Source organism: Pseudomonas flavescens, assembly GCF_013408425.1.
GTDB lineage: Bacteria > Pseudomonadota > Gammaproteobacteria > Pseudomonadales > Pseudomonadaceae > Aquipseudomonas > Aquipseudomonas fulva_A.
On the sequence record NZ_JACBYV010000001.1, the window covers coordinates 2,057,297 to 2,082,542 of the forward strand.

Genomic DNA, 25,246 nt, shown 5'->3' on the forward strand with positions numbered 1-25,246 from the left:
GATGTTCTACCGCTATCAGGACAGCCCCATTGGGCGCCTGTTCATGGTTGGTGACGACGCCGGCCTGCAGCAATTGCTCATGGACGTGGAGCGCACGCCCTGGCGCATCGGCGATGACTGGCGCGCGGCAGGCTCGCAACTGGATGACGTCAGCCGCCAACTCGACGAATACTTCAGCGGCCGTCGCCAGCGCTTCGGCCTACGGCTCAACCCCCAGGGCACAGCGTTTCAGCAGTCGGTGTGGCGCGCCTTGCAGGACATCCCCTTCGGTCGCATCGACAGCTACAGCGCACTGGCCCAACGCATCGACAGACCCAAGGCTGTACGTGCCGTCGGGGCCGCCAATGGCGCCAACCCGATCTGCATCATCATCCCCTGCCATCGCGTCATAGGCCGCGATGGCAGCCTGACCGGCTTTGCTGGCGGCCTGCCACGCAAGCAATTGCTGCTGGAACTGGAAGGCGCGGTGCCACGGCCACAGGCCTCGCTGTTCGACTAGGCCTGCTCAGTCTTCCAGGCGCGGAAAAGAGGCAGCGATCGGATCACCGCTGGGCCTGCCCGCAACATCGCTGCCGGACGAAAGGCGCAGCAACGCGCAATGGGGAAACTCGCCCAGATCGAACCAGTGAGGCGTACCGGCAGGTACCGAGACCAGCGTATTGCGCTCACCCAACAGCGCATACACATAGTCGTCGACATGCAGATTCAGCAGCCCCTGCCCGGCCAGGAACAGGTAAAGCTGCGCGCCGCCGGAGATGATTTCCTGCGGCGGCTCGGCGGGCTTTTCGCCCTCCTTCGGCCAGCGGCGCTGGTCGACACTGATGACCTCCACGTGGCCGAGATCGTGATCACGTTTGAGTTGCTCCAGCGATCCGGCAAGCGCGGCGAGGATAGCGTCCGGCGCGGCCCCGGCCTGCAGTTTGGCGTCAACATCGACAACGCTGTAATCGATACCGGCCGCTGCCAGCGTGCTGGCGATATCCTCAGCATGGCCCAGTATCTTGTTGGGAATATGGGGGCTGGACTGATGGTGGACGCTCAGGCGGCTCATGGAGAAAATCCTTCAGTAAGTGCTCGCCACCCTGCGGGCAGCTTGATTTGACCAGCGATCAGGGACGCGCCGGATCGGTCGTGCGTCTGACCATGATAACGGCTGCGGCCAGTGCGGCCAGCCCCGCCAGGGCGAATGTCCACTGCGGGCCCAGGCCATTCCAGCTGTAACCGGCATACAGGGCGCCCAAGGCGCCGCCAATGCCAGCCAGCGAGGCGTACAGCGCCTGGCCCTGGCCTTGCTGGCGCGCGCCGAAACTGCGCTGCACGAAAGCGATGGACGCCGCGTGGAAGCTGCCGAAGGTGGCGGCGTGCAGCACCTGCGCGAACAGCAGCACCAGCAGGTGATCGGCGAAAAAGCCCATCAATACCCAGCGCAGCGCGGCGATGGCGAAGCTGGCGACCAGCACCTGACGCAGGCTGAAATGCCGGAGCAGTCGCGCCATGGCCATGAACACCAGCACCTCGGCGACCACCCCCAGCGCCCAGAGCATTCCGATCAGCCCGCGGCTGTAGCCGAGCTGCTCCAGGTGGATGCTGAGGAAGGTGTAGTACGGCCCGTGGGACAGCTGCATCAGCGCCACGCACAGATAGAAGGCCAGCACACCGGGCTGCCTGAGTTGCTGCAGGAAGCCGCCGCGGCTCGTCGATTGCGATGACACCAGTGGCTGGGCGTCTGGCACCCAGAAGCTGCTCAGGGCGATGCCGGTGATGATCAGCAGCAGCGCCCAGGGATAGACGTCCAGGCTGAACCAGTCGAAGGCCTTGCCCAACCCCACCACGCTGAGGATGAAACCGATCGAGCCCCACAGACGGATCTGCGCATAACGGGCCGACTGCTCGCGCAGATGGGCCAGGGTGATGACCTCGAACTGCGGCAGCACCGCATGCCAGAAGAACGCATGCAAGGCCATCACCATGGCCAGCCAGGCGTAACTCTGGCTGACGAAGATCAGGCTCAGGCTGAGCAGCGTACACAGCGCACCAAGACGCACGATCAACAAGCGCCTGCCACTGTAATCGCCCAGCCAGCCCCACAGGTTCGGCGCGATACAACGCATCAGCATGGGGATGGCCACCAACTCGCCGATACGCGCTGGCGAGAAGCCCAGATGGGCGAAATACAGCCCAAGGAACGGCGCCGTGGCGCCCAGCAGCGCGAAGTAGAACAGGTAGAAGCCGGACAGGCGCCAGTATGGGACTGCCGGAGTCAATCCCGAACACCCTTGCTATCGAAGAATTGCCGAATCAGTGCATTGCCTGCACCCGGTTCCCGCAGCGTGACCACCGTACCGTTGTCATCCACGGTGAAATGCCCCTTGAAGGCCTCCGGCATCGCTTCGTACTGCCGGTTGACCTGCTCGAGGGTATCGCGCAAGCAGGCGTAGCCATAACGCTCGACCAGATACGGCAACGCGTTGCGTCCCCTGAGTAGTTCGTACTCCTGATAGTTGTAGGGCGTGGACTGCTGTCTTTTAGTCAAGGTCTGGCGAAAGCCTTCGAGCAATCGCTGCAACTGGCCCTCTTCGGAGCGGCGCGCCAGGCCACGAAGGGCATAGACCTTCATGTCCAGGTAGCGCTCCTTTCGATAGGCCAGGGCGAAAAAGTCATCGAGCGCCGGAAAATCGAAGTCATATAACAGCCTGAGTATCTGCTTGCGCACATCGAGCTGTTTGCTGCTGGTGTAAAGCGCAACGAGGTACCCAGCGCCCTGCTCGCCGATATGGGCTGGCTCCAGCGCGAACAGCGCATCACGAACCGCCGAGATGCGCTTGCCGGTAACGCTGCGTAGCACCTCGGGAAATTCGTTCATGCCGCCCTCGCCGGCAGGATGCCAGGACGCTCGCTCACAGCTGCGGCAGCACCGGCGTATTCACCCGCACATCGGCGTTTTGGCCGCGATGGCGCAGCAGGTGATCCATCAGCACGATGGCCATCATCGCTTCGGCGATCGGCGTGGCGCGGATGCCGACGCACGGATCGTGACGGCCCTTGGTGATCACGTCCGCCGGGTTGCCGTCGATGTCGATGGAGCGCCCCGGTGTGGTGATGCTGGACGTCGGCTTGAGGGCCAGGTGAGCGACGATCGGCTGGCCGCTGGAAATGCCACCGAGGATGCCGCCGGCGTTGTTGGACAGGAAGCCCTCGGGGGTCAGCTCGTCGCGGTGCTCGGTACCGCGCTGCGCCACCGAGGCGAACCCGGCGCCGATCTCTACGCCCTTGACCGCGTTGATGCTCATCAGCGCATGGGCCAGTTCGGCGTCCAGACGGTCGAAGATCGGCTCGCCCAGACCTGGCATCACGCCCTCCGCGACTACGGTGATCTTCGCGCCGACCGAATCCTGGTCGCGGCGCAGCTGATCCATGTAGGCCTCGAGCTCCGGCACCTTGTCCGGGTCGGGGCTGAAGAAGGCGTTTTCCTCGACCGAGTCCCAGCTCTTGAACGGAATTTCGATGGGCCCCAGCTGGCTCATGTAGCCACGAATGACGATGCCCTGGCTCGCCAGGTACTTCTTGGCGATGGCACCGGCAGCCACGCGCATCGCGGTTTCCCGGGCCGAGCTGCGGCCGCCACCGCGGTAGTCGCGAACGCCGTACTTGTGGTGGTAGGTGTAGTCGGCATGGGCCGGGCGAAACAGATCCTTGATGGCCGAGTAGTCCTTGGACTTCTGGTCGGTGTTGCGGATCAGCAGGCCGATGGAGCATCCCGTGGTCTTGCCTTCGAATACACCGGAGAGGATTTCCACCTCGTCGGCTTCCTGGCGCTGGGTCGTGTGGCGGCTGGTGCCCGGCTTGCGGCGGTCGAGGTCGCGCTGCAGGTCATCCAGGGAAATGTCCAGCCCAGGCGGGCAGCCGTCGACGATGGCGACCAGCGCAGGGCCGTGGCTCTCGCCTGCCGTGGTGACGGTGAACAGCTTGCCGAAGGTATTGCCGGACATTGCGCGAGGCTCCACATCAGTTCGATCAGCAGCCTGCGGCGAAAAGGCAGGCCCAAGAGGAAAGCCGCTGAGTATACTCCGTCGCAACTGCGGAGATCACCCGCGAGCGAACCTTTGGCCATTTGCCAGCGTCCAACAGATCCCAACACAGACACGTTCCCATCATGCTGCGAGCCCTGCTTTTGACCCTCTCCCTCTTCACCGGCCTGGTTCAGGCTGCCCCCATCCTGCGTGAACAGGTCAGCCTGGATACCGGCCAGGGCGTGCTGCATGGCTCGCTGGTGCTGCCACAACGCACCGAGGCCGTACCGGTGGTGCTACTGGTGGCCGGCTCGGGACCGACCGACCGTAATGGCAACAACCCTGGCGGCGGGCATAACGATGCGCATCGCAAACTGGCCCAGGCGCTGGCTCAACAAGGCATCGCCAGCGTGCGTTACGACAAGCGCGGCATCGCCGCCAGCTTTGCCGCGACTCCGCACGAACGCGACCTGAGCGTGGAGCGCTACGTTGCCGACGTGGTTGCCTGGAGCCACAAACTGCATGAAGACAAGCGCTTCAGCCAGGTGATTCTGGTCGGTCACAGCGAAGGCGCGCTGATCGCCAGCCTGGCAGCCCCCGAATCCGCTGCCGATGCCCTGGTGTCCATCGCTGGCAGCGCGCGCCCCATCGATCAGCTGCTTCAGGAGCAACTGCGCGACCGCCTGCCGCCGCGCCTGCGCGCCGAGAGCGATGCCTTGCTGGTCGCCCTGCGCGAGGGTCGCCAGGTTCCCGAGGTGTCGGACGAACTGACCGTGCTGTACCGCACCAGCGTACAGCCCTACCTGATTTCGCTGTTCCGGCAGGATCCGGCTGCCGCCTTTGCCAAGGTGCGCGTTCCGGCACTGATCATCCAGGGGGATCACGACATTCAGGTCCGCGTGCAGGATGCCGAAGCGCTGCATGCCGCCAACCCGGACGCGCAATTGCAGATCATTACCGGCATGAATCATGTGCTGCGCATCGTGCCGATGGATTTCGACGCGCAACTGGCGTCCTACGACAACCCCGACCTGCCACTGGCCCGCGCCCTGACCACCCGTATCGTCCATTTCATTCAGGCATTGCCGCCTGCAGAAACCAGCGTCGCTGCCGATACTCATTAAGCCGACGCTCAACTTCGCGGCGGCTTTTCGAGGAATGCCCCCATGACCGACAGCGAAACGCCAGCCGTCGCCGCACCTGAAGACGAACAGGTCGAGTCGTCGCATCCGTGGGCCAAGCTCGGTCCCGAGCACTTTCGCCTGCTGCGCCTGGCGCCTCTGCCCATCGACCGCCACACCGGAGCGCGGCCGCTGCGTTTCGTCCAGCTTGGCCGCGTCGAGCGGCACAGCAAGGAACAGAGCCTGCTGCGCCTTACCCTGCAATTGCCGGGGCAGAAGGTGCGCAAGGAACAGAACGTACTGGAGCTGTGGCTCGACCACCGCGCCAAGGAAGCCCGTTTCGGCCCCGACAGCGGCCTGAGCCTGGAGCCGCAGAATCGCGGCCTTGGCCGCTTTCTGCTGGCCCAGGCAGCCGCCTGGGCCAAACAGCACTGTGCTCATTACACCCTCGAGAGCGGCCCGCTGCCGAGCCGCGACGCGATGAGCGAAGAGGCCCGTGCGCGCCGTGACCATTGCCTGAAGGCCCAGGGTTTCGCCGTCGACTACCAGGACGGTCAGCTCAAGGCGAATTACAGCGCATCGCGCCTCAGCGCCCTGCACAGCGACTGGAATGGTGAAAAGGTCAGGTTCATCGAACAGCTGGACGCCGCGCAGATGCTGCAGCAGGCGGATCAGAATCTGCACGAGCAGGATGTGCAGCTGCGCAAGCAGCATGAGCGCCTGGAGCAACTCAAACGCGAGGACGGCGGCCTGCGTTTCACCATCGCCTGCCTGGTAGCCTTCGCCCTGTTCCAGGCAGGCCTGCTCATCTGGATCGCGACTCACTGAAAGCGCCGCCTGCCAGTAATGGAAGGCCACAAAAAAGGCCGTTACCCCGAAGGGTAACGGCCTTTCTTATTTCAGCTGAACGTAATGATCAGACCCGGAAGTGGCTGACCATCTGCTGCAGCTGACTACCCAGGCGAGCCAGCTCGACACTGGACGCAGCGGTTTCCTCACTGGCGGCGGCGGTCTGCTCGGAGATATCGCGCACGTTGATCACACTGCGGCTGATTTCCTCGGCCACCGCACTCTGCTGCTCGGCAGCGGCGGCGATCTGCTGGTTCATCGACTGGATATTGGACACCGTGCGGGTGATGCTTTCCAGCGAACCACCGGCCTTGCGCGTCAGCTCCACGGTGCTGTCGGTCAGGTCGCGGCTGCTCTGCATGATGCTGGCCACCTGCTGGGTGCCCTGCTGCAGCCCGGCAACCAGGCCCTCGATCTCTTCGGTGGACTTCTGGGTACGTTGTGCCAGGCCACGCACCTCATCGGCGACCACCGCGAAACCGCGGCCGGCTTCGCCAGCACGAGCGGCTTCGATGGCGGCGTTGAGCGCCAGCAGGTTGGTCTGCTCGGCCACTGCCTTGATCACGTCCATCACACTGCCGATCTTGTTGCTTTCCTTCTGCAGATGGCTCATCGCCTCGGTGGAACGGGTCACTTCGGCAGCCAGGCGCTCGATCTGGGCGATGGCTTCGGCCACCACGCGGTCGCCCTGGGTGGCTTCACGGTCGGCATCCGAAGCGGCACGGGATGCGTCGGCGGCATTGCGCGCGACTTCCTGAACGGTGGCGGACATCTCGTGCATCGCGGTAGCGACCTGGTCGGTCTCGACCTTCTGGCTATTGACCCCGGCGCTGGTCTGCTCGGTGACTGCCGACAACTCCTCGGCAGCGCTGGCGATCTGGGTGACGCCGTCACGAATGCCACCAATCAGGTCACGCAAGGTGGTGCCCATGCGCTGGATGCCCTGCTGCAACACGCCGATTTCGTCACGGCGGGTCACGTGCAGGGTCTGACTCAGGTCGCCACCGGCGATACGCTCGACCGCAACCAGGGTTTCCTGCAGCGGACGGGTGATCTGCCGGGTGATCAGCCAGGCGGCGAGAATACCGACCAACAACGCCAGCACGGTCGTGCTCAATTGCAGAGTGCGCGCAGACGCAGTCTCGCTGTCGCGGCGTTCCAGCTGGATCGCGGTAAGCTCCTTGCTGATCCTGACGATTTCGTAGCCTTCCTCGGTCAGTTCCTTACGTGCCACGGCGATGGTCTCGGTCGCGGCCTTGAACGCCATGACCGCCGTACGGTAATTGCCCAGCGCGGTGTCGACCAGGCTGACACGCTGAGGGTGCTCGGCAGAGAACGCCTGACGAAACTGATCGAGATCCTTGATGGTGGTCTCGATCTGGGTGATGGCCGCGCGCTCTGCGTCGGCGTTGGGCGTGCCGGTGTAACCACGTACCTGATAACGCACCAGTTGCCAGTCTTCCTTGGCCTTGGTGATCGCCTGGAATTGTGCGTTGCGGCTTTCATCGTAGGGTGGCAGGTTCAAGACTGCGGTGTTGATTTCGTCGATCGCCTGGCCGGCCGTCACCGCGTTGCGGGTCATTTCCTGGCGCGCGTCATTGCTCGCCCGGTAGCCACTGCGCATCTTGTTCAGCGACAGTTGGTAGGCGTCGATCTGGGCACCCTGCGCTTGCAGCAGGCGGACGTTGTCCGGGCTCTTGAAGCTCGAGAGTACCTGGCCATGCTGGGCCTTGAAGCCATCGAGGGATTTCTGCACGGTTTCGGCGACCGTTTCGTCCCCGTTGGCCAGCATGTATTGCAGGCGGGTTACACGCAGCTCGGTCAGCGTGTCGTTGAGACGGGCAATATCCGAAGTCCAGTTGCTGCGCTGGATCAAGCTGCCGAGACTGGTCCATCCAGCAAGAGCAAGTACGCAGGTAAGGGCAAGCACGAGGCCAAAGCCCAAGGCAAGTTTCAAGGTAACGCTGATGTTCGCGAACCAGCTGTTCATAGTGTTCTCCGACCTTTTTTAAGGGGTTAAGCAGCTGGAGTTTTATTCTTGGACCAGTCTGAAATTTAAAGCGGCACGCATTCTATCGGCGGCGAAATAAATAACTAGAGCGGCAGAATGCAGATAGCCACTTCAACAGGATAGAAACCCAGCCTCACGCTAGGTTATTGGCCTATAAAGTGATGCTTATCAGATAGATAGGTCGGTTATTTGCTGGTTAGTCAGTTTTTTATCCGTGACATCAGGCCGCAGATCACTCCTGATTCAGGCTCCATAACGCGCCATCGAGCGCACCGTAAATAGCCCGCCCTGGCGCTGCATCGACAGCCATCCCGCCGGTGAACTCACCGAAAGCTGGTAACAGGGTGGTGCTGTGCTCGATGCAGAAGCACGGCATGCGCACGCGGTCACGCCCCCGGCCGCGCAGCACGAATACCGGGTGCAGGTGCCCGGCCAGCACATGCAGACCAGGGCAATCCAGAGGTTCGTGGCACAGCGCGAACGGCCCCATGCGCCAGGGTTCGCTGACCACCTCGATGGCCAGCTCGGCCGGTGGATCACCGGCGCTGCGGTCATGGTTGCCGCGTATCAGAACGATCTGCAGCTCGGTATGCCGCTTGCGCCACGCCTGCAGGGCCGCCAGGGTAGTGCCGATTCGCGCCGGGCGCGCATGCAGCAGGTCCCCCAGAAACACCAGACGGCGAACCGGGTAGCTCGCCAGTAGCTCATCGAGCCGCTGCAGGTTGCGAGCCGTGGTGCCGTGGGGAACCGGCTGCCCCAGGGTGCGGTAGGTGGCGGCTTTGCCAAGATGCGCGTCGGCGATCAGCAGGGTCTGCTCGGAAGGCCAGTAAATGGCCCTGTCGGCCAGCAACCAGAGGGTTTCACCGGCGACCTGCACGGCCAGGTGCGGCGCCCCACTCATGCCCCGCTACCCTTGGCCTTGCGGCGTGGGCGGCCGTCCTTGCGCTTGCGTTCGCCACGGCGCAAGGCGGGTTCGACCTCGATCAGCGGCTTGCCGGCCACCTGCCCGCCCGGCCCCGCAGCACGCTCGAGTTCGCCGAGCATGCGGGCGATGCGGTCGGCGAGCTTCTCCGAACTGAGGCGCTCGCGAAAGCGCTCGACCATCAGCGGAAAGGCCAGCGGCGTGGCACGCCGCAGCTCATGCAGATGCAGACGCGCCGCGCGCATATCAGCCAGGGTGTGCTGCAACTGCCTGACATCCAGCTCCTGGCTGAGCACTTCGTCATGAGCCTGGGTCAGCAGCAGATTATCCGGGTCGTACTGGCGAAACACGTCGAAGAACAGCCCGCTGGAGGCCTGCACCTGGCGCAGGCTCTTGCCTGCGCCAGGGTAGCCACCGAACACCAGGCCGGCGATACGGGCGATCTCGCGAAAACGCCGTTGGGCAAGCTCGCTGGCGTTGAGGCTGGCGAGCACGTCGTGCAGCAGGTCGTGATCGTCGAACAGGTCACCGCCGAGCAGCCCCGCCCAGTCCACTTCGCTGGCACACAATAGCTCCAGGCCATAGTCGTTGACGGCAATCGAGAAACTCAAGGGCTGCCGCTGCCCCAGGCGCCAAGCCAGCAGACTGGCCAGCCCCAGGTGCACGTTGCGCCCGGCGAAGGGATACAGGAACAGGTGCCAGCCTTCACGCGAGTGCAGGGTTTCAGCCAGCAACGTTCCTGGTGCCGGTAACGCGGACCAGTGCGCCTGCACCTCCAGCAGCGGTCGCAGCATGCGCATTTCCGGGCCATCGAAGTGACCCTGCGCTGCCTCGCCAAAACGCGCCACCACGGCTTCGGCCAACGCACTGGAGAGCGGCATGCGCCCGCCATTCCAGCGCGGCACGCTGGCCTTGCTGGAATTGCTGCGCCGCACGTAGGCCGTCATGTTCTCCACCCGGACCAGTTCGAGCGGTCGCCCACCGAACAGAAACACATCGCCCGGGTGCAGGCGGGCAATGAAGCCTTCCTCGACGCTGCCGAGCGAGCCACCGCCGCCGCCTTTGCTCCACCATTTCACGCTGACGCTGGCGTCGCTGACGATGGTGCCCACGCTCATCCGGTGGCGGCGCGCGAGACGCTGGCTGGGCACGCGCCAGATGCCCTCTTCGTCCGGCTCCACGCGCTGATAATCGGGATAGGCGCTGAGCGACTCCCCGCCCTGTCGCACGAACGCCAGGGCCCAGCGCCACTGGGCATCGCCCAGATCGCGGTACGCCCAGGTGCTGCGTATCTCCGGCAGCAGCTCTTCAGGCCTGAAGCCGCCGCCCAGAGCCATACTGACCAGATGCTGAACCAGTACATCCAGCGGCTGATGAGGCGATTCGCGGGCCTCGATGCGCCCGGCCGCAACAGCGTCCTGCACGGCGATGGCCTCGATCAGTTCGAGGCCGTGAGTGGGCACCAGGGTGATGCGCGAGGTACGCCCCGGCGCATGACCGGAACGCCCGGCGCGTTGCAGCAGGCGGGCGACACCCTTGGCCGAGCCGATCTGCAGAACCCGCTCCACAGGCAGGAAGTCGACCCCCAGATCCAGGCTGGAGGTACAAACCACGGCTTTCAGCTTGCCCTGCTTGAGCCCTGCCTCGACCCAGTCACGGACTTCGCGGGCCAGCGAGCCGTGGTGCAGGGCGATCAATCCGGCCCAATCCGGGCGCGCGTCGAGCAATGCCTGATACCAGAGTTCGGACTGCGAGCGGGTATTGGTGAACACCAGGGTCACGCTGCTGCCTTCCAACTCCTCGACCACCTGCGGCAACAGCCGCAACCCCAGATGGCCGGCCCAGGGAAAACGTTCCATCGCCGCTGGCAGCAGCGTATCGATCTGCGGTCTGGCGCCCTGCTCACCGCGAACCAGCCGACCACCACCGTCAGGCAGCAGCACCTCCATGGCATGGGGCTGGTTGCCGAGGGTGGCCGACAACCCCCAGACGACAAGTTGCGGGTTCCACTGGCGCAGCCGCGCCAGCGCCAATTGCAACTGCACACCGCGCTTGTTGCCGAGCAACTCATGCCACTCATCCACCACCAGCATGCCGACATGGGCGAACTGCGCCTTCGCGTCAGCACCGGTGAGCAACAGCGTCAGGCTCTCGGGCGTGGTCACCAGCGCGGTCGGCAGGCGGCGTGCCTGACGCTGCCGTTCGGCGCTGCCGGTATCGCCGGTGCGCATGCCCAGCGTCCAGGGTATTTCCAGGCCATCGAGCGGCGCCTGCAGGGCACGCTGCGTATCAGCGGCCAAGGCACGCATGGGCGTGATCCATAACACCGTGAGTGGCGCAGCCGGTGGCGCGCGTTTGCCGCTCAGCGCTTTCTTCGGCACGCTCTTGCCCGCGAAGCGATTGAGCGCGGCCAGCCAGACGGCGTAGGTCTTGCCGGCACCGGTCGATGCATGCAGCAGGCCGCTATGCCCTTCGGCAACCGCCTGCCACACCTCTTTCTGAAAATAGAACGCTTTCCAGCCATTGCGACGCAGCCAGGTGCCGGCCAGACTCATGGCAGCAATTCCTGCAGCAGCGCCAGGGTATCGGCCTCCTCCACGGTCTTGTCATGGCGCCAGCGCAACATGCGCGGAAAACGCACGGCGATGCCGCTCTTGTGACGGGGGGAGCGAGCGATGCCTTCGAAACCCAGTTCGAACACCAGGCTTGGCGTGACACTGCGCACCGGGCCGAACTTCTCCACGGTGGTCTTGCGCACGATGGCGTCGACCTTGCGCATTTCCTCGTCGGTCAACCCGGAGTAGGCCTTGGCGAACGGCACCAGCCGGCGTTCGGGATCACCCGGCGCGCCGTCCCACACGGCGAAGGTGTAGTCGCTGTACAGGCTGGCTCGCCGACCATGACCCCGCTGGGCGTAGATCAGCACTGCATCGACGCTCAGGGGATCGATCTTCCACTTCCACCAGACACCAACGTCCTTGCTGCGCCCTACGCCGTAAGCGGACTCACGCGCCTTGAGCATCATGCCTTCCACGCCCAGCGCCCGCGACGCCTCGCGCTGTTCGGCCAGGGCCTGCCAGCTCTCGCCGTGCAGCAGTGGCGAGGGCATCAGCCGCGGGCTGGCGCAGCGGGCGACCACCTGCTCCAGCTGCGCCCGTCGCGCGTGTTGCGGCCGGCTGCGCCAGTCATCGCCTTGCCACTCCAGCAGGTCGTAGGCCAGCACGGCGACCGGCACCTCTTCGAGCAGCTTGCGGCTCAGGGTCTTGCGGCCGATGCGTTGCTGCAACAGCGCGAAAGGCTGAATGCCGTATTGTTCGAGCTGTTCCTCGACCTGGTCGTTGAGCCGCTCGGCGGATTGCCCGGCAGCCTGGGCCATCAACTCGCCCTGCCGAGCGGTGGCCTCAGGGGCGTGGCGCCAGACCACCAGTTCGCCATCGACGACAGTGCCATCCGGCAGTGATGCGGCAAGCTCCTGAAGTTCGGGGAAGCGCTCGCTGATCAGCTCTTCCCCCCGTGACCAGACCCATAACTGGCCGTCACGCTTGACCAGTTGCGCGCGAATGCCGTCCCACTTCCACTCGATCAGCCAGTCAGCGGGCGAACCCAGGCTGGCGTCGAATTCCTGCAGTGGCCGCTGCAACGGATGGGCGAGAAAGAACGGATACGGCTGGCCACCACGCTGAGCGTGCTCGTCATCCGATTCGGCAGCGATCAGCCGTTGGTAAGAGGCGGCCGTGGGCCGGTGCGACAAGTCGGTATAGCCGACCAGACGCTGAGCGACGCGCTTGGCATCGACATCGGCAATGGCAGCCAGTGCGCGGGTGACCAGAAGCTTGGAGACACCGACACGAAAGGCGCCGGTGATGAGCTTGATACTGACCATCAGCGATGGCGCATCGAGCTGCGCCCACAATGCGTCGAGGCGCATCGCCAATTCGTCCGCAGGCAGTCCGCGCAGCGGCAGCAGTTTTTCTTCCACCCAGACGGCCAGCCCGTCCCGGGAGGTCGAGGTCGCTTCAGGCAGCAACAGCGCGATGGTTTCCGCCAGATCACCGACCGCCGAATAGCTTTCCTCGAATAGCCATGCCGACAGTCCGGCCCGCTGCATGGCCAGTTCCCGCAACTGCCGTGATGGCACCAGTTGCCGTGGCCTGCCACCGGCAAGAAAGTACACAGCCCAGGCGGCGTCCGCAGGTTCGGCGTCGCGCAGGTAGTCCTGCAGCGCCGCCAGTTTGGCGTTGCTCGAGGTGGTGGCGTCGAGGCGCGCATAAAGCTGCGCAAAGGCGATCATGTGGAGGGCTCCGCAGCCGCGTCGTCTTCCTCGCCGTATTCGGTATCGAATGCCTGGGCATCCAGGCCCTGCTCACGCAAGTGCCGAACCAGGATGTTCACCGAACCATGGGTGACCATGACCCGCTCGGCACCGGTCTGCTCGATGGCCCACAGCAGGCCAGGCCAGTCGGCATGATCGGAGAGCACGAAACCACGATCGACACCGCGCCGCCGACGGGTGCCACGCAACAGCATCCAGCCGCTGGCGAACGCATCGCTGTAGTCACCGAAGCGCCGTATCCAGGTGCTGCCGCCCGCCGACGGTGGCGCCAGGATCAGTGCCTGGCGCAGCAGCGGATCACCCTTGGGGACCTCACCGGCGTAGCGCGTTTGCGGCAGATGGACGCCGGCCTCGCGATAGACCTGATGCAAGGGCTCCATGGAACCATGGCCAAGGATCGGCCCGATGCTCGCGTCGATACCGTGCAGGATGCGCTGGGCCTTGCCGAAGGCATAGCAGAACAGCACGCTGGCTCGGCCAGCTTCTCGATTCTGCCGCCACCACTCATTGATACCGGCGAATATCTGCGCCTGAGGCTGCCAGCGGTAGATCGGCAGGCCGAAGGTGGATTCGGTGATGAAGGTGTGACAGCGCACCGGCTCGAAGGGGTCGCAGGTGCCATCCGGTTCGACCTTGTAGTCGCCAGAGGCTACCCAGACTTCACCACGGTACTCGAGACGTACCTGGGCTGAACCCAGCACATGGCCGGCAGGATGAAAGCTGAGGGTAACGCCATGGTGGTCGATAGTCTCGCCATAGGCCAGGGTCTGCAGATTGATATCGCGACCCAGACGGGTACGCAGAATCCCCTCACCCGGGGCGGCCGCCAGATAATGGGCGCTGCCTCCGCGGGCATGGTCGCCGTGCCCGTGGGTGATGACGGCGCGCTCTACCGGGCGCCAGGGGTCGATGTAGAAATCTCCGGGAGGACAATACAGGCCTTCGGGCCGTGCAATCACCAGATCCAAGCAGGCGACCTCCGGAAAATGAAAAGACGGGAATGAAACGGAGTGGGCAACTGCGAGTGGCCAGAGCCATCAGCGGCTGACGCCGCCGACGGCGATGCCTGCGTCAGTGACGCAGGCGCTGGCTCATATGTAGCCGAGTAGCAGCAGCACCAGCACGATCACCAGCACCAGCCCAAGCCCACCCGTGGGACCGTAGCCCCAGCTGCGGCTGTGCGGCCATGCCGGGATGGCACCAATCAGCATCAGGATCAGAATGATCAGCAGTATGGTTCCCAAGCCCATGGCTATCTCCTTGCGTATCTGTCGGCGAGCCACTCGAAGTGGGTCGCCTGGCATCAGAAGCCTGTGCAGGCATCCGTTCGGATGCAGGGCATGGCGCTGCGGCGAAGCCAGCGTCTGGCAGAGCGCTCGTCGCAGCGCCATGCCCTACACCTTTTACGACTTGGCAAGGAAACGGAAAGTGCAAACTTTAAATCGGCAGTGCCGAGACAGGCCGTGAGCTGACGCTCTACGCAAACCGCGAACTCAGGTCGCACCGAGTGGCCAATGCCGTAGGAGCCCGCTTGCGGGCGAATCACCGGTTCAACGCAGATTCAGCGGCAAGGCCACAATCGTATCGCCCGCAAGCGGGCTCCTACAGGCCTGGATCTGCAGATATTTGCAGGACCTGAGGCAATACCGTCGCGGCGTCGAACATCCATCTTGCAGACACCGCCAATACCGTAGGAGCCCGCTTGCGGGCGAACCGCCGGGTAAACGCAGATTCAGCGGCAAGGCCACAATCGTATCGCCCGCAAGCGGGCTCCTACAGGCCTGGATCTGCAGATATTTGCAGGACCTCGGCAACCCCATCATCGCGGCCTCGAACATCCATCTTGCAGACACCGCCAATACCGTAGGAGCCCGCTTGCGGGCGAATCACCGGGTCAACGCGGATTCAGCAGCAAGGCCACAATCGTATCGCCCGCAAGCGGGCTCCTACAGGCCTGGATCTGCAGATATTTGCAGGACCTCGGCAACACCGTAATCGCGGCCTCGAACACACATCTTGAAGACACCGCCAATACCGTAGGAGCCTGCTTGCGGGCGAATCGTCGGGTAAACGCAGATTCAGCGGCAAGGCCACAATCGTATCGCCCGCAAGCGGGCTCCTACAGGCCTGGATCTGCAGATATTCGTTGGGCCTCAGGCAATACCGTCGCGGCGTCGAACATCCATTTTGCAAACACCGCCAATACCGTAGGAGCCTGCTTGCGGGCGAATCGTCAGGTAAACGCAGATTCAGCGGCAAGGCCACAATCGTATCGCCCGCAAGCGGGCTCCTACAGGCCTGGATCTGCAGATATTCGTTGGGCCTCAGGCAATACCGTCGCGGCGTCGAACATCCATTTTGCAAACACCGCCAATACCGTAGGAGCCCGCTTGCGGGCGAATCGTCAGGTAAACGCAGATTCAGCGGCAAGGCCACCGCAAGCGGGCTCCTACAGGCCTGGATTTGCAGATATTTGCAGGACCTGAGGCAATACCGTCGCGGCCTCGAACATCCATCTTGCAGACACCGCCAATACCGTAGGAGCCCGCTTGCGGGCGAATCGTCGGGTAAACGCAGATTCAGCGGCAAGGCCACAATCGTATCGCCCGCAAGCGGGCTCCTACAGGCCAGGATCTGCAGATATTCGTTGGGCCTCAGGCAACACCGTCGCGGCGTCGAACATCCATCCTGCAGACACCGCCAATACCGTAGGAGCCCGCTTGCGGGCGAATCGCCGGGGCAATACGGATTCAGCGGCAAGGCCACCACCGTATCGCCCTACTGACCGGTTATTCGGCCAGGGCGAAGCGTGCAGCGCGGTCGATCAGCTCGGCATCGGGGCGCACGCCGGTGTACAGGGCGAACTGCTCGACGGCCTGCAGGACAATCACCTCACCACCGGTGATGACCGGTTTGCCCAGCGAGCGGGCCAGGCGAATCAAGGGGGTTTCCACCGGCACGGCGACCACATCGAATACCCACTTGGCAGCGGCAACGGCGCGCTCGTCGAAGGCCAATTGCTCGGCCTCCGCGCCACGCATGCCCAGCGGCGTGACGTTGACCAGCAGATCGGCCGGTCTCTCGTCCAGTGTCTCGCACCAGCTCACCCCGCACTGCTCTGCCAGCGCCCTGCCCGCCGCTTCGTTACGGGCGACGATATGGCCATCGCCGAAGCCGCTGTCGCGCAATGCGCAAGCCACCGCCTTGGCCATGCCACCACTGCCGCGTAGCGCGTAGTGGCTGCTCGGGGGTACGCCGTGTTGCGCGAGCAGATGCACCACGGCGCTGTAATCGGTGTTGTAACCCGTCAGGTGGCCGTCGTCTGCGACGATGGTATTGACCGACTGCAGGGTCGCGGCCGACTCGTGCAAGGCGTCCAGATGCCTGATGCACGCTTCCTTGAAGGGCATGGACACCGCACAACCGCGTACGCCCAGTGCGCGGATGCCGCCGATGGCAGCTGGCAGGTCGGTGGTGGTGAACGCCTTGTACAGATAATCGAGCTGCAGTTCCTGATACAGATAGTTCTGGAAGCGCGTACCGAAATTCCCCGGCCGCCCGGAAAGCGACATGCACAGGCGGGTGTCCTTGCTGATGTTGAGAGTCATGCAAACAACCTCGCAACCGTCATAAGTCCTCTACGCGCCGTTATTGCTGGCACGCGAGACATTGGACAGGCGCCTAGAAAATGTAATCGGTGGTCAGGAAATTCGATGAACGCTGACGGATCACTTCGCTGACCAGCGCCTTGTTATCGTCCGTGAAGCGGGTCGCCACCAGGGTGCGGATCGAGAAGGTACGCAGGGCGTCGTGCACCGACAGCGTGCCCTCGGCGGAATCCTTGCGACCGTTGAACGGAAAGGTATCCGGGCCGCGCTGGCATTGGGCATTGATGTTGATGCGCCCGACCTGGTTGGCGAAAGCGTCGACCAGGCGGCCGATCTGCTGCGCATCGTTACCGAACAGGCTCAACTGCTGACCGAAATCCGACTGCAGTACGTAATCGATCACCTGCTCGACATCCCGGTATGGCACCACTGGCACCAGTGGCCCGAACTGCTCTTCGCCATACAGGCGCATCTGTGGCGTTACCGGGCACAGCAGCGCCGGGTAGAAGAAACTCGCGCAGTGCTCGCCGCCACCCGGGTTGATGATCCTGGCGCCTTTGTCGATGGCATCGGCCATGACCGCTTTCAGGTACTCCACCTTGCCCGGTTCGGGCAGTGGCGTCAGCGCGACGCCCGCTTCCCAGGGCATGCCGGGCTTGAGTTTGGCCAGGCCGGCGCTGAATTTCTCGAGGAATGGCTGCAGCACATCTTCGTGAATGAAAAGGATTTTCAGCGCCGTGCAGCGCTGACCGTTGAACGACAGGGCACCGGTCAGCGCCTCGCTCACCACGTTGTCCAGATCGACCTCGGGCAACACGATGCCCGGATTCTTGGCGTCCAGGCCCAGGGCGGCGCGCAGGCGATGGGGCTTGGGATGCAACTTCTTCAGATCACTGGCGCCCTTGTGGGTGCCGATGAAGGCGAATACGTCGACCTTGCCACTCTCCATCAGAGCGCTGACCGTTTCGCGGCCGCGACCGTAGATGATGTTGATCACGCCGGGTGGGAAGCTGTCGCGAAACGCCTCCAGCAAAGGGCGCATCAGCAGCACGCCGAACTTGGCCGGTTTGAAGACCACGGTGTTGCCCATGATCAGCGCCGGAATCAGCGTGGTGAAGGTTTCGTTGAGTGGGTAGTTGTACGGCCCCATGCACAGCGCCACACCCAGTGGCACACGGCGAATCTGCCCCAGGGTGCCCTGCTCCAGCTCGAAGCGGCTGGAACGACGGTCCAGCTCCTTGAGCGCACCGATGGTATCGACGATGTAATCGCAGGTACGGTCGAACTCCTTTTCGGAGTCCTTGAGGTTCTTGCCGATCTCCCACATCAGCAGCTTGACCACCGCAGCACGCTGTTCACGCATGCGGGCCAGAAAAGCTTCGACATGGGCGATGCGCTCGGCGACCCGCAGGTTGGGCCACTGCCCCTGGCCGTGATCGTAGGCGGCGACGGCAGCGTCCAGAGCGGCCAGGGCCGCATCGGCGTCGAGCAGCGGTGTGCTGCCGAGCACCACCTGGCGCTCGCCATCGTCTTCGGCGAGATAGATCGGGCTGCGCACCTGCGCCAGCGGCCCTTGCCAGTGGCGCAACTCGCCGCCGACCAGGTATTCACGCTGCTCGACCGGTGCGTCGGGGCGGTAGGCTTCAGGAATGTCGTGCAGACGGGGAAACAGCGCAGCGGGGTCGAAGGGACGGGACATGAGAACTCCTGGACGGAGGGAGCCCGGCCCCACGGCGCGGGCTATGACGAGATCAGTTGGCTCAGTTCAGCAGCGCCAGGGCGTCGGCGCTCGCCTGGCGAACCTTGTCCCAACCCGCGGAGCTGTCCAGCATCCAACTGCCGCCAACGCACATCACATTGGGCAGGGCCATGTAACGCTGCATGTTGTCGGGGCTGACACCGCCAGTCGGGCAGAAACGGATGTCTCCGAACGGGCCGCTGAGGGCCTTGAGCGCCGCGGTTCCGCCGCAGACTTCCGCAGGGAACAGCTTGAAGCGGCGATAACCGAGGGCATAACCGACCATGATCTCCGAGGCACTGGCCACACCGGGCAGCAGCGGTATCGGGCTGTCCAGCGCAGCACGCAGCAGTTCGTCGGTAGAGCCAGGGCTGACGATGAACTGAGCGCCGGCCTCCTCCACCGACTCGAGCATGCGGCGATCCAGCACCGTGCCAGCCCCCACGCACAGATGTGGGCGCTCTTCGCGCAGGCGGCGGATGGCACTCAGGCCGTGCACCGAGCGCAGGGTGATTTCCAGTACCTGCAGGCCGCCGGCGTCCAGAGCATCGGCCAGCGGCAGAATGTCTTCCTCGCGGGCGATGGTGATCACCGGCATGATCCGCGCTCGCTCACAGAGCGCGTCGATGCTGGCGATCTTTTCAGCCATGGTTGGGGCTGGGCGGCTGATGGCGTGTGTCATGTTGTTTGATCCTTTTGGCCTAAGGGCACCAGTAAATTTCTAAAGGCGCGCCAAGAAACGCGCTGATCGGCATTTTTTTGTGATCACGGTGTTCCAGCGCCTGCTCCAGCACGCGCAACTTCCCTTCTCCTTCGATCGACAAGAGTTGCAGTCGAGCTGCCTTGAGCAACGGCAGCGTGAGGGTCAAGCGCTGATGTGGCACCGCCGGGGCGAGCATCGGCAAGCAGCGGCGCTCGCCGTCGCCCCGCAACGCTTCATCGAGGTTGGGGCTGTTGGGGAACAGCGAGGCGGTATGCCCGTCGGTGCCCATGCCCAGTACCAGTACGTCGATGGGAGGCAGGTCGTTCAACGCCTGTTCGGTGAGCGTCGCCGCCTCTTCGAGGCTACCTGCGCTGTGGTACAGGCCGAGCAGCCGCGCTTCGGCGGCTGGCCCCTGAAGCAAATGCCGACGCACCAGTGCCTCGTTACTGTCTTCATGGGCGACCGGCACCCAGCGTTCGTCCGCCAGGCTTACCAGCACCTTGGCCCAGGACAACCGTTGCTGCGCCAGTGCCTTGAAGAAAGCGATCGGGCTACGCCCGCCCGACACCACCAGCGTAGCGGTGCCGTGGCTGTCGATGGCATCGCGCAGCGCGCCGGCCACGCGATCGGCCAAAGCCTGAGCCAGGTGCTGCGAATTGTCGTGGCTGCGGGCAACCACGCCCGCGGGAAATTCGAGGTCAGAGATCGCCATACCAGGCCCTCCCGTCGCGAGTGATCAGGGCGATGGAGCTCATCGGTCCCCAGCTACCGGCGACGTACGGTTTGGGTGGGTCACCGAGTTTCTTCCAGCCAGCGATCAACTGATCGCACCACTGCCAGGCATGCTCGATTTCGTCCTTGCGCACGAACAGATTCTGGTTGCCACGCATGACCTCCAGCAGCAGCCGTTCGTAGGCATCGGGAATGCGTGAACTGCCATAGGTTGCCGAGAAGTTCAGCTGCAATGGACCGCTGCGCAGCTGCATGCCCTTGTCCAGCCCCTGGTCCTTGGTCATCACCTGCAGGGAAATGCTCTCGTCCGGCTGCAGACGGATGATCAGTTTGTTGCCGATCAACTGCCGCTGCTCGGGAGCGAAGATGTAGTGCGGCGGCTCCTTGAAGTGAATGACGATCTGCGACAGCTTCTGCGCCATGCGCTTGCCGGTGCGCAGGTAGAACGGCACCCCGGCCCAGCGCCAATTGCGGATGTCGGCACGCAGGGCAACGAAGGTTTCGGTGTCGCTATGGGCGTTGGAGTTCTCTTCCTCCAGATAGCCCGGCACCGGCTTGCCATCGCTGGTCCCGCCCACGTACTGGCCACGCACCACATGACGGGAAAGCTGCTCGGCGTTCATCGGTTCGAGCGCCTTGAGCACCTTGACCTTCTCGTCACGGATGGCATCCGCAGAGAGATCGCCAGGCGGATCCATGGCGATCAGGCAGAGCAGCTGCAGCAGATGGTTCTGGATCATGTCGCGCAGTTGCCCGGCCTTGTCGAAATAGCCCCAGCGGCCTTCGATACCGACCTTCTCCGCCACGGTGATCTCCACGTGGGTGATGTGGTTCTGGTTCCACTGGGTCTCGAACAGACTGTTGGCGAAGCGCAGCGCGATCAGGTTCTGCACCGTCTCCTTGCCCAGATAATGGTCGATCCGATAAACCTGGGTTTCCGGAAAGTACGCCGCCACCGCATCGTTGACCGCGCGGGACGATTCCAGATCGTGGCCAATGGGTTTCTCCAGCACGACCCGTGTGCCCTCGGCCAGACCGACCGCGGCGAGGTTGGCGCAGATACCGCCATACACCGACGCGGGCGTGGCGAAATAGGCGATCAGCTGACGCCCGCTACCGACCGCCTCGGCCAGCTGCGGGTACCCATCAGGTGGCAGGAATTCCATGCTCAGGTAGCGCAGGCGCGCCTGGAAACGCTGCATCACGGCCTCGTCCAGTTCCTTGGCAGGCAGGTAGCGGCGCAAATGACTGTCGATGGCGCTCAGGTGCGTGGCAGGGTCGCCGCCCTCGCGCGCCAGGGCAAGCAGATGGGTATCCTCATGCAACAGCCCGGCACGATCGAGCTGATAGAGGGCAGGAAACAACTTGCGCAATGCCAGGTCGCCCAGGGCGCCGAACAGAGCGAAGGTACAAGGTTCAACGGGAATCACGGACATGATCTTTGTTCTTCTATCAAGTTACCCTATTGATAGCGGTTAACCGCTAACTTCGCAACTGGAAATGTAGTAATAAAAACAACATTTTTATAGACTGCAGATCTCGATAGCCAGTAGACAGCAGCGGTCGTACGATTGACCGGCGTTTTATCAGACAAGGACAAAAATGGATCGCGTGCGCAATCTCCTCGAGCAGATCCAGGGCCGCCTCGACAGCCTGAACAAGGCCGAACGCAAGGTCGCCGAAGTGATACTGCTCAATCCGCAGCAGGCCACCCGCCTGAGCATCGCCGCCCTCGCCCAGGCCGCTCAGGTCAGCGAACCGACGGTGAACCGCTTCTGCCGCTCGTTCGGCGTCAACGGCTATCCCGAGCTGAAAATGCAGCTGGCGCAGAGCCTGGCCAGCGGTGCGGCCTACGTCAGCCGCGCCGTGGAAGCCGACGACGGCCCCGAGGCCTACACCCGCAAGATATTCGGCAGCGCCATCGCCTCGCTGGACAGCGCCTGCCAGAGCCTCGACCCGAACCTGATCAGCCGCGCCGTCGACCTGTTGATCCAGGCCCGGCAGATCCATTTCTTCGGCCTTGGCGCATCGGCGCCCGTCGCGCTGGATGCCCAGCACAAGTTCTTCCGCTTCAACCTCGCGGTGTCCGCCCACGCCGATGTGCTGATGCAGCGGATGCTGGCATCGGTGGCCCATACCGGCGATCTGTTCGTGATCATTTCCTATACCGGCCGCACCCGCGAACTGGTCGAGGTGGCGCGTCTGGCGCGGGAAAATGGCGCGTCGGTACTCGGCCTCACCGCCGCCGGCTCGCCGCTGGCACAAGCCTGCAGCCTGAGCGTACATATCCCGTTGCCCGAAGACACCGACATCTACATGCCGATGACCTCGCGGATCATCCAGCTCACCGTGCTCGACGTACTGGCAACCGGCATGACCCTGCGCCGCGGTGCGGATTTCCAGCCGCACCTGCGCAAGATCAAGGAAAGCCTCAACGCCAGCCGTTATCCGGCCAGCGAAGAGCAAGGCTGAGCGGCATGGCGCCATGCGTAGGGTGGGTGAAGCGGCGCCAAACCGCGACCGCCAACCCACATCAAGTCCAGAGCGCCGCATAACCCACCACGCGGTCGACGCTGATACCGAATGGTGGGCCAGGGCGCACAAGAATCTGGTCGTTCCCGATGAAAACGACCAGCGCCTACCCACCCCACGAGCCTGCAAGCTAGCGCTGCGCGACTGCGAAATCGTAGTCAGCTTTTACTTGCGGCTTGTCGCTTGCAGCTCGAGGCCTTACTTCCACCAGTACTCCACCTGCACCCCGAAGTTGGAGCCGTTGCGGGCGCTACCGAAGGCGCCGGTGTCGGACAGTGCCGAGCCTTCCGCCAACAGATTCGCCGCTTCCTGCGCTGCCTTGTTCCAGGTGGCGTAGGTGTAGTACAGGCGAATTTCCGGACGTTCGAAGAAGCCGGGCCCGGCAGGCGACCAGGTCGGGGCGACGGTGAACTTGCTCAGTTTGCGGGTGCCGCCGGAGGCATCCACCTGATCATGGCCAATCTCGCCGACCAGCTTGAACTGCTGGGTGAAGGCATAGCTGGTACGCCCGCCCACCGACCACCAGTCCTGATCGGCGCCATCGTCACGCTTGTCCTTCTGGTAGACGGCCTGAACCTGTCCGCCCAGGCGTGGGGTCACCTGGAAGTCGAAGAATTCGACCACCCGCCAGCTCTTGGCACTGCGATCCAGGGTCGGATCGCCGGTGTAGCCAAGGCCGGTGCCCGGCCCCTCGCCGTACTGCAGGGCCAGCTTGTTGTCACCGCCCAGGCCAAGGAAGTTCTTCTGCACGTGCTGCCCGGTCACTGCCCAGCCGCTGTTCGCATCCTCGACGGAAGATGGCTTGTCGACGTAGCTGACCCCCACCTCGATCTCGCCGCCCGGGTTGGTCACGAAACCGCCGACGTTGAAGTCGTGGCGGTTGATGTATTCCTTCTGGTCGTAGCTGTCCTTGCGCGAGAACACGTAGCTGTACTTGTAATCACCGATCTTCATCTCGTCGATACCGAAACCGGTGGCGCTCTGGTTCCAGTAGTAGAAGTCGGAGATGTGGATGTCGTTACGTTTGTAGAAGCGGCGCCCTGCCCACAGCGATCCACCGTTGAGCGCCGGCATGTTGCTCCATTCGGCGTACATCTGGTTCATCCGGGCGGTGCCACGATCGCCGGTGAATTTAGGGGTGTGGCCATACTCGTTGAAGAGTTGCGCCATGCCCTCGATGCTCAGCACCGAGCCATCGTCCAGGCTGAACAGATCCTGACGCAGATCCAGCTCGGCGTAGTGCTCGCACTCGTTACCCAGGCGATACTTGGAGCGCGCCCCCGGCAATTGGAAGCATGACTGTCGGCCGTTGCCGTCGGCAGTACCGGCACCGCTGCGCACGTAGCCGGTGAATTCCAGCGCCATTCCCGTGACCGGTAGCGTCAGGGAACCCAACGCCATGGCCAGACCGAAACCCGTTGATCGTTTCATACCCTCTCCTGCTGTTTTTATTGTTGTTACCGCTTCGCTTGCCGGTATCAGGACTACCGAGGCCATGACGGCACTCGCGAGACCGACTCCTTTTCAACGATTCTTTAACTGGGTGACATTGCTCTGCGCAGCGATGTCTGCTTCGGGGCGTACGCGCTCGCCGCTGTCGGCATCGAACAGCAGCACCCGCGAGGCATCGATCTGCAACTCGATGTTTTGGCCGATCTCCGGTGCTTGGTCCGGTGCCAGGCGGCAGCACAGCTTGGCGTCATTCACGCTGACGAAGACCAGGGTGTCCGGCCCGGTGGGTTCGGTGACCTCGACCACGGCAGGCAGTGACGCAGCCTGACCGGGCGCACTGGCCGGCTGAATCTGTTCAGGGCGGATACCGAGCAGCAGCGTGCGTTGCTCGGTGCCCTCGGGCAGGTGGCCGAGGGGCAGTTCGCAGCTGCCGGCCGACGAGGTCAGCGTTGCCCACACCTGGCCAGCACGGCGCTGCAGTTGCACGGGCACGAAGTTCATGGGCGGCGAGCCGATGAAACTGGCCACGAACAGGTTGGACGGGTCGTTGTAGATCTGCTGCGGGGTGCCGAACTGCTGGATCACGCCCTCCTTCATCACCGCCACCTTGTCGCCGAGGGTCATTGCCTCGATCTGGTCGTGGGTGACGTAGACCGTGGTGGTCTTCAGGCGCTGGTGCATCAGCTTGATTTCGGTACGCATCTCCACCCGCAGCTTGGCGTCGAGGTTGGACAGCGGTTCGTCGAACAGGTAGATCTTCGGCCGCCGCGCCAGCGCCCGGCCCATGGCCACACGTTGCTGCTGGCCACCGGAAAGCTGCCCCGGCTTGCGCTTGAGCAGATGCTCGATCTGCAGCAGCTTGGCGACCCGTGCCACTTCCTCGTCGATGGCCGCCGGGGCCATCTTGCGCATCTTCAGACCGAAGGCGATGTTGTCGCGCACGCTCATGGTCGGATACAGCGCGTAGGACTGGAACACCATGGCGATGTCACGATCCTTGGGGCTCATGCCGCTGATGTCGGCGTCATCGACCAGGATCGCGCCGTTGCTGATGCTCTCCAGCCCGGCGATGCAGTTCATCAGGGTGGATTTCCCGCAACCCGAGGGGCCGACCAGAATCAGGAACTCCCCGGCATCGATCTTCAGGTCGATGCTCTTGAGCGTGTCTGTCAGGCCACTTCCATAGGACTTGTTGACGTTGCGCAATTCGAGCGTTGCCATTTACTTCTCCACTT

At 63.6% G+C, this 25,246-nt stretch carries 21 protein-coding genes; 4 read left to right on the forward strand and 17 right to left on the reverse strand.

Annotation, left to right across the window (positions count from 1 at the left end; translation table 11 throughout):
• Position 1 precedes the first annotated feature (1 nt).
• The gene (locus FHR27_RS09015; RefSeq protein WP_042554109.1) at positions 2-499 is read left to right on the forward strand and encodes a methylated-DNA--[protein]-cysteine S-methyltransferase; all 498 of its coding nucleotides are present in this window, start codon (positions 2-4) and stop codon (positions 497-499) included.
• A gap of 6 nt (positions 500-505) precedes the next feature.
• Here FHR27_RS09015 and FHR27_RS09020 read toward each other — a convergent pair whose 3' ends face one another.
• Genes FHR27_RS09020 through aroC form a run of 4 tightly spaced genes read right to left on the reverse strand, consistent with a single transcriptional unit; the run spans position 506 to position 3,989 of the window.
• Positions 506-1,051: an acireductone dioxygenase gene (locus FHR27_RS09020; protein WP_179538399.1), complete on the reverse strand. Its 546-nt coding sequence runs from the start codon at positions 1,049-1,051 to the stop codon at positions 506-508.
• Positions 1,052-1,109: 58 nt separating this feature from the next.
• Entirely contained in the window at positions 1,110-2,264 is a 1,155-nt protein-coding gene (locus FHR27_RS09025) for an MFS transporter (protein ID WP_042554107.1), read from the reverse strand.
• Positions 2,261-2,863 carry a hypothetical protein gene (locus FHR27_RS09030; protein WP_052493800.1) on the reverse strand — a complete coding sequence of 201 codons (603 nt, stop codon included), beginning with the start codon at positions 2,861-2,863 and terminating at the stop codon, positions 2,261-2,263. Before FHR27_RS09030 ends, FHR27_RS09025 begins: the two co-directional genes overlap by 4 nt.
• Positions 2,864-2,897: 34 nt before the next feature.
• Positions 2,898-3,989 carry a chorismate synthase gene (gene aroC / locus FHR27_RS09035; RefSeq protein ID WP_179538400.1) on the reverse strand — a complete coding sequence of 364 codons (1,092 nt, stop codon included), beginning with the start codon at positions 3,987-3,989 and terminating at the stop codon, positions 2,898-2,900.
• A 164-nt stretch (positions 3,990-4,153) separates the two neighbouring features.
• Here aroC and FHR27_RS09040 point away from each other — a divergent pair, with 164 nt between their 5' ends.
• Entirely contained in the window at positions 4,154-5,134 is a 981-nt protein-coding gene (locus FHR27_RS09040) for an alpha/beta hydrolase family protein (protein WP_179538401.1), read from the forward strand.
• 42 nt (positions 5,135-5,176) lie between these two features.
• Entirely contained in the window at positions 5,177-5,959 is a 783-nt protein-coding gene (locus tag FHR27_RS09045; protein ID WP_179538402.1) for a hypothetical protein, read from the forward strand.
• A gap of 88 nt (positions 5,960-6,047) precedes the next feature.
• Here the strand turns inward: FHR27_RS09045 and FHR27_RS27435 are convergent, their stop codons facing one another.
• The 11 genes from FHR27_RS27435 to zwf form a co-directional block, all read right to left on the reverse strand.
• Positions 6,048-7,970 carry a methyl-accepting chemotaxis protein gene (locus tag FHR27_RS27435; protein ID WP_042554104.1) on the reverse strand — a complete coding sequence of 641 codons (1,923 nt, stop codon included), beginning with the start codon at positions 7,968-7,970 and terminating at the stop codon, positions 6,048-6,050.
• A gap of 253 nt (positions 7,971-8,223) precedes the next feature.
• A complete protein-coding gene (gene pdeM, locus FHR27_RS09055; protein WP_179538403.1) occupies positions 8,224-8,892 on the reverse strand; it encodes a ligase-associated DNA damage response endonuclease PdeM in 669 nt (222 codons plus the stop codon).
• Complete coding sequence (locus FHR27_RS09060) at positions 8,889-11,468, reverse strand: ligase-associated DNA damage response DEXH box helicase (protein ID WP_179538404.1); 2,580 nt, start codon at positions 11,466-11,468, stop codon at positions 8,889-8,891. The genes pdeM and FHR27_RS09060 overlap by 4 nt, the downstream gene beginning before the upstream one ends.
• Positions 11,465-13,204: an ATP-dependent DNA ligase gene (locus tag FHR27_RS09065; protein WP_179538405.1), complete on the reverse strand. Its 1,740-nt coding sequence runs from the start codon at positions 13,202-13,204 to the stop codon at positions 11,465-11,467. The genes FHR27_RS09060 and FHR27_RS09065 overlap by 4 nt, the downstream gene beginning before the upstream one ends.
• Positions 13,201-14,214: a ligase-associated DNA damage response exonuclease gene (locus FHR27_RS09070; RefSeq protein ID WP_179538406.1), complete on the reverse strand. Its 1,014-nt coding sequence runs from the start codon at positions 14,212-14,214 to the stop codon at positions 13,201-13,203. The genes FHR27_RS09065 and FHR27_RS09070 overlap by 4 nt, the downstream gene beginning before the upstream one ends.
• 123 nt (positions 14,215-14,337) lie before the next feature.
• Positions 14,338-14,496, reverse strand: a complete 159-nt coding sequence (locus FHR27_RS09075) for a DUF3309 family protein (protein ID WP_004373322.1) — start codon at positions 14,494-14,496, stop codon at positions 14,338-14,340.
• 1,539 nt (positions 14,497-16,035) lie between these two features.
• A complete protein-coding gene (locus tag FHR27_RS09080) occupies positions 16,036-16,854 on the reverse strand; it encodes a shikimate 5-dehydrogenase (protein ID WP_179538407.1) in 819 nt (272 codons plus the stop codon).
• Positions 16,855-16,927: 73 nt separating this feature from the next.
• Positions 16,928-18,553, reverse strand: a complete 1,626-nt coding sequence (locus tag FHR27_RS09085) for an NADP-dependent glyceraldehyde-3-phosphate dehydrogenase (protein WP_179538408.1) — start codon at positions 18,551-18,553, stop codon at positions 16,928-16,930.
• 61 nt (positions 18,554-18,614) lie between these two features.
• Positions 18,615-19,274: a bifunctional 4-hydroxy-2-oxoglutarate aldolase/2-dehydro-3-deoxy-phosphogluconate aldolase gene (locus FHR27_RS09090; protein WP_179538409.1), complete on the reverse strand. Its 660-nt coding sequence runs from the start codon at positions 19,272-19,274 to the stop codon at positions 18,615-18,617.
• A 19-nt stretch (positions 19,275-19,293) separates the two neighbouring features.
• Positions 19,294-20,007 (reverse strand): 6-phosphogluconolactonase, encoded by a 714-nt coding sequence (gene pgl, locus FHR27_RS09095; RefSeq protein ID WP_179538410.1) that lies wholly within the window; start codon positions 20,005-20,007, stop codon positions 19,294-19,296.
• Positions 19,994-21,463, reverse strand: coding sequence for a glucose-6-phosphate dehydrogenase (gene zwf / locus FHR27_RS09100; RefSeq protein WP_042554095.1), 1,470 nt, complete (start codon positions 21,461-21,463; stop codon positions 19,994-19,996). Before zwf ends, pgl begins: the two co-directional genes overlap by 14 nt.
• A gap of 166 nt (positions 21,464-21,629) precedes the next feature.
• Here zwf and FHR27_RS09105 point away from each other — a divergent pair, with 166 nt between their 5' ends.
• The gene (locus FHR27_RS09105) at positions 21,630-22,499 is read left to right on the forward strand and encodes a MurR/RpiR family transcriptional regulator (protein WP_042554094.1); all 870 of its coding nucleotides are present in this window, start codon (positions 21,630-21,632) and stop codon (positions 22,497-22,499) included.
• Positions 22,500-22,757: 258 nt separating this feature from the next.
• On the opposite strand, the gene FHR27_RS09110 is transcribed toward FHR27_RS09105, so the two are convergent.
• Entirely contained in the window at positions 22,758-23,990 is a 1,233-nt protein-coding gene (locus FHR27_RS09110; protein ID WP_042554093.1) for a maltoporin, read from the reverse strand.
• A 93-nt stretch (positions 23,991-24,083) separates the two neighbouring features.
• On the reverse strand, positions 24,084-25,232 hold the full coding sequence (locus FHR27_RS09115; RefSeq protein ID WP_179538411.1) for an ABC transporter ATP-binding protein: 1,149 nt from the start codon (positions 25,230-25,232) through the stop codon (positions 24,084-24,086).
• Positions 25,233-25,246 lie beyond the last annotated feature (14 nt).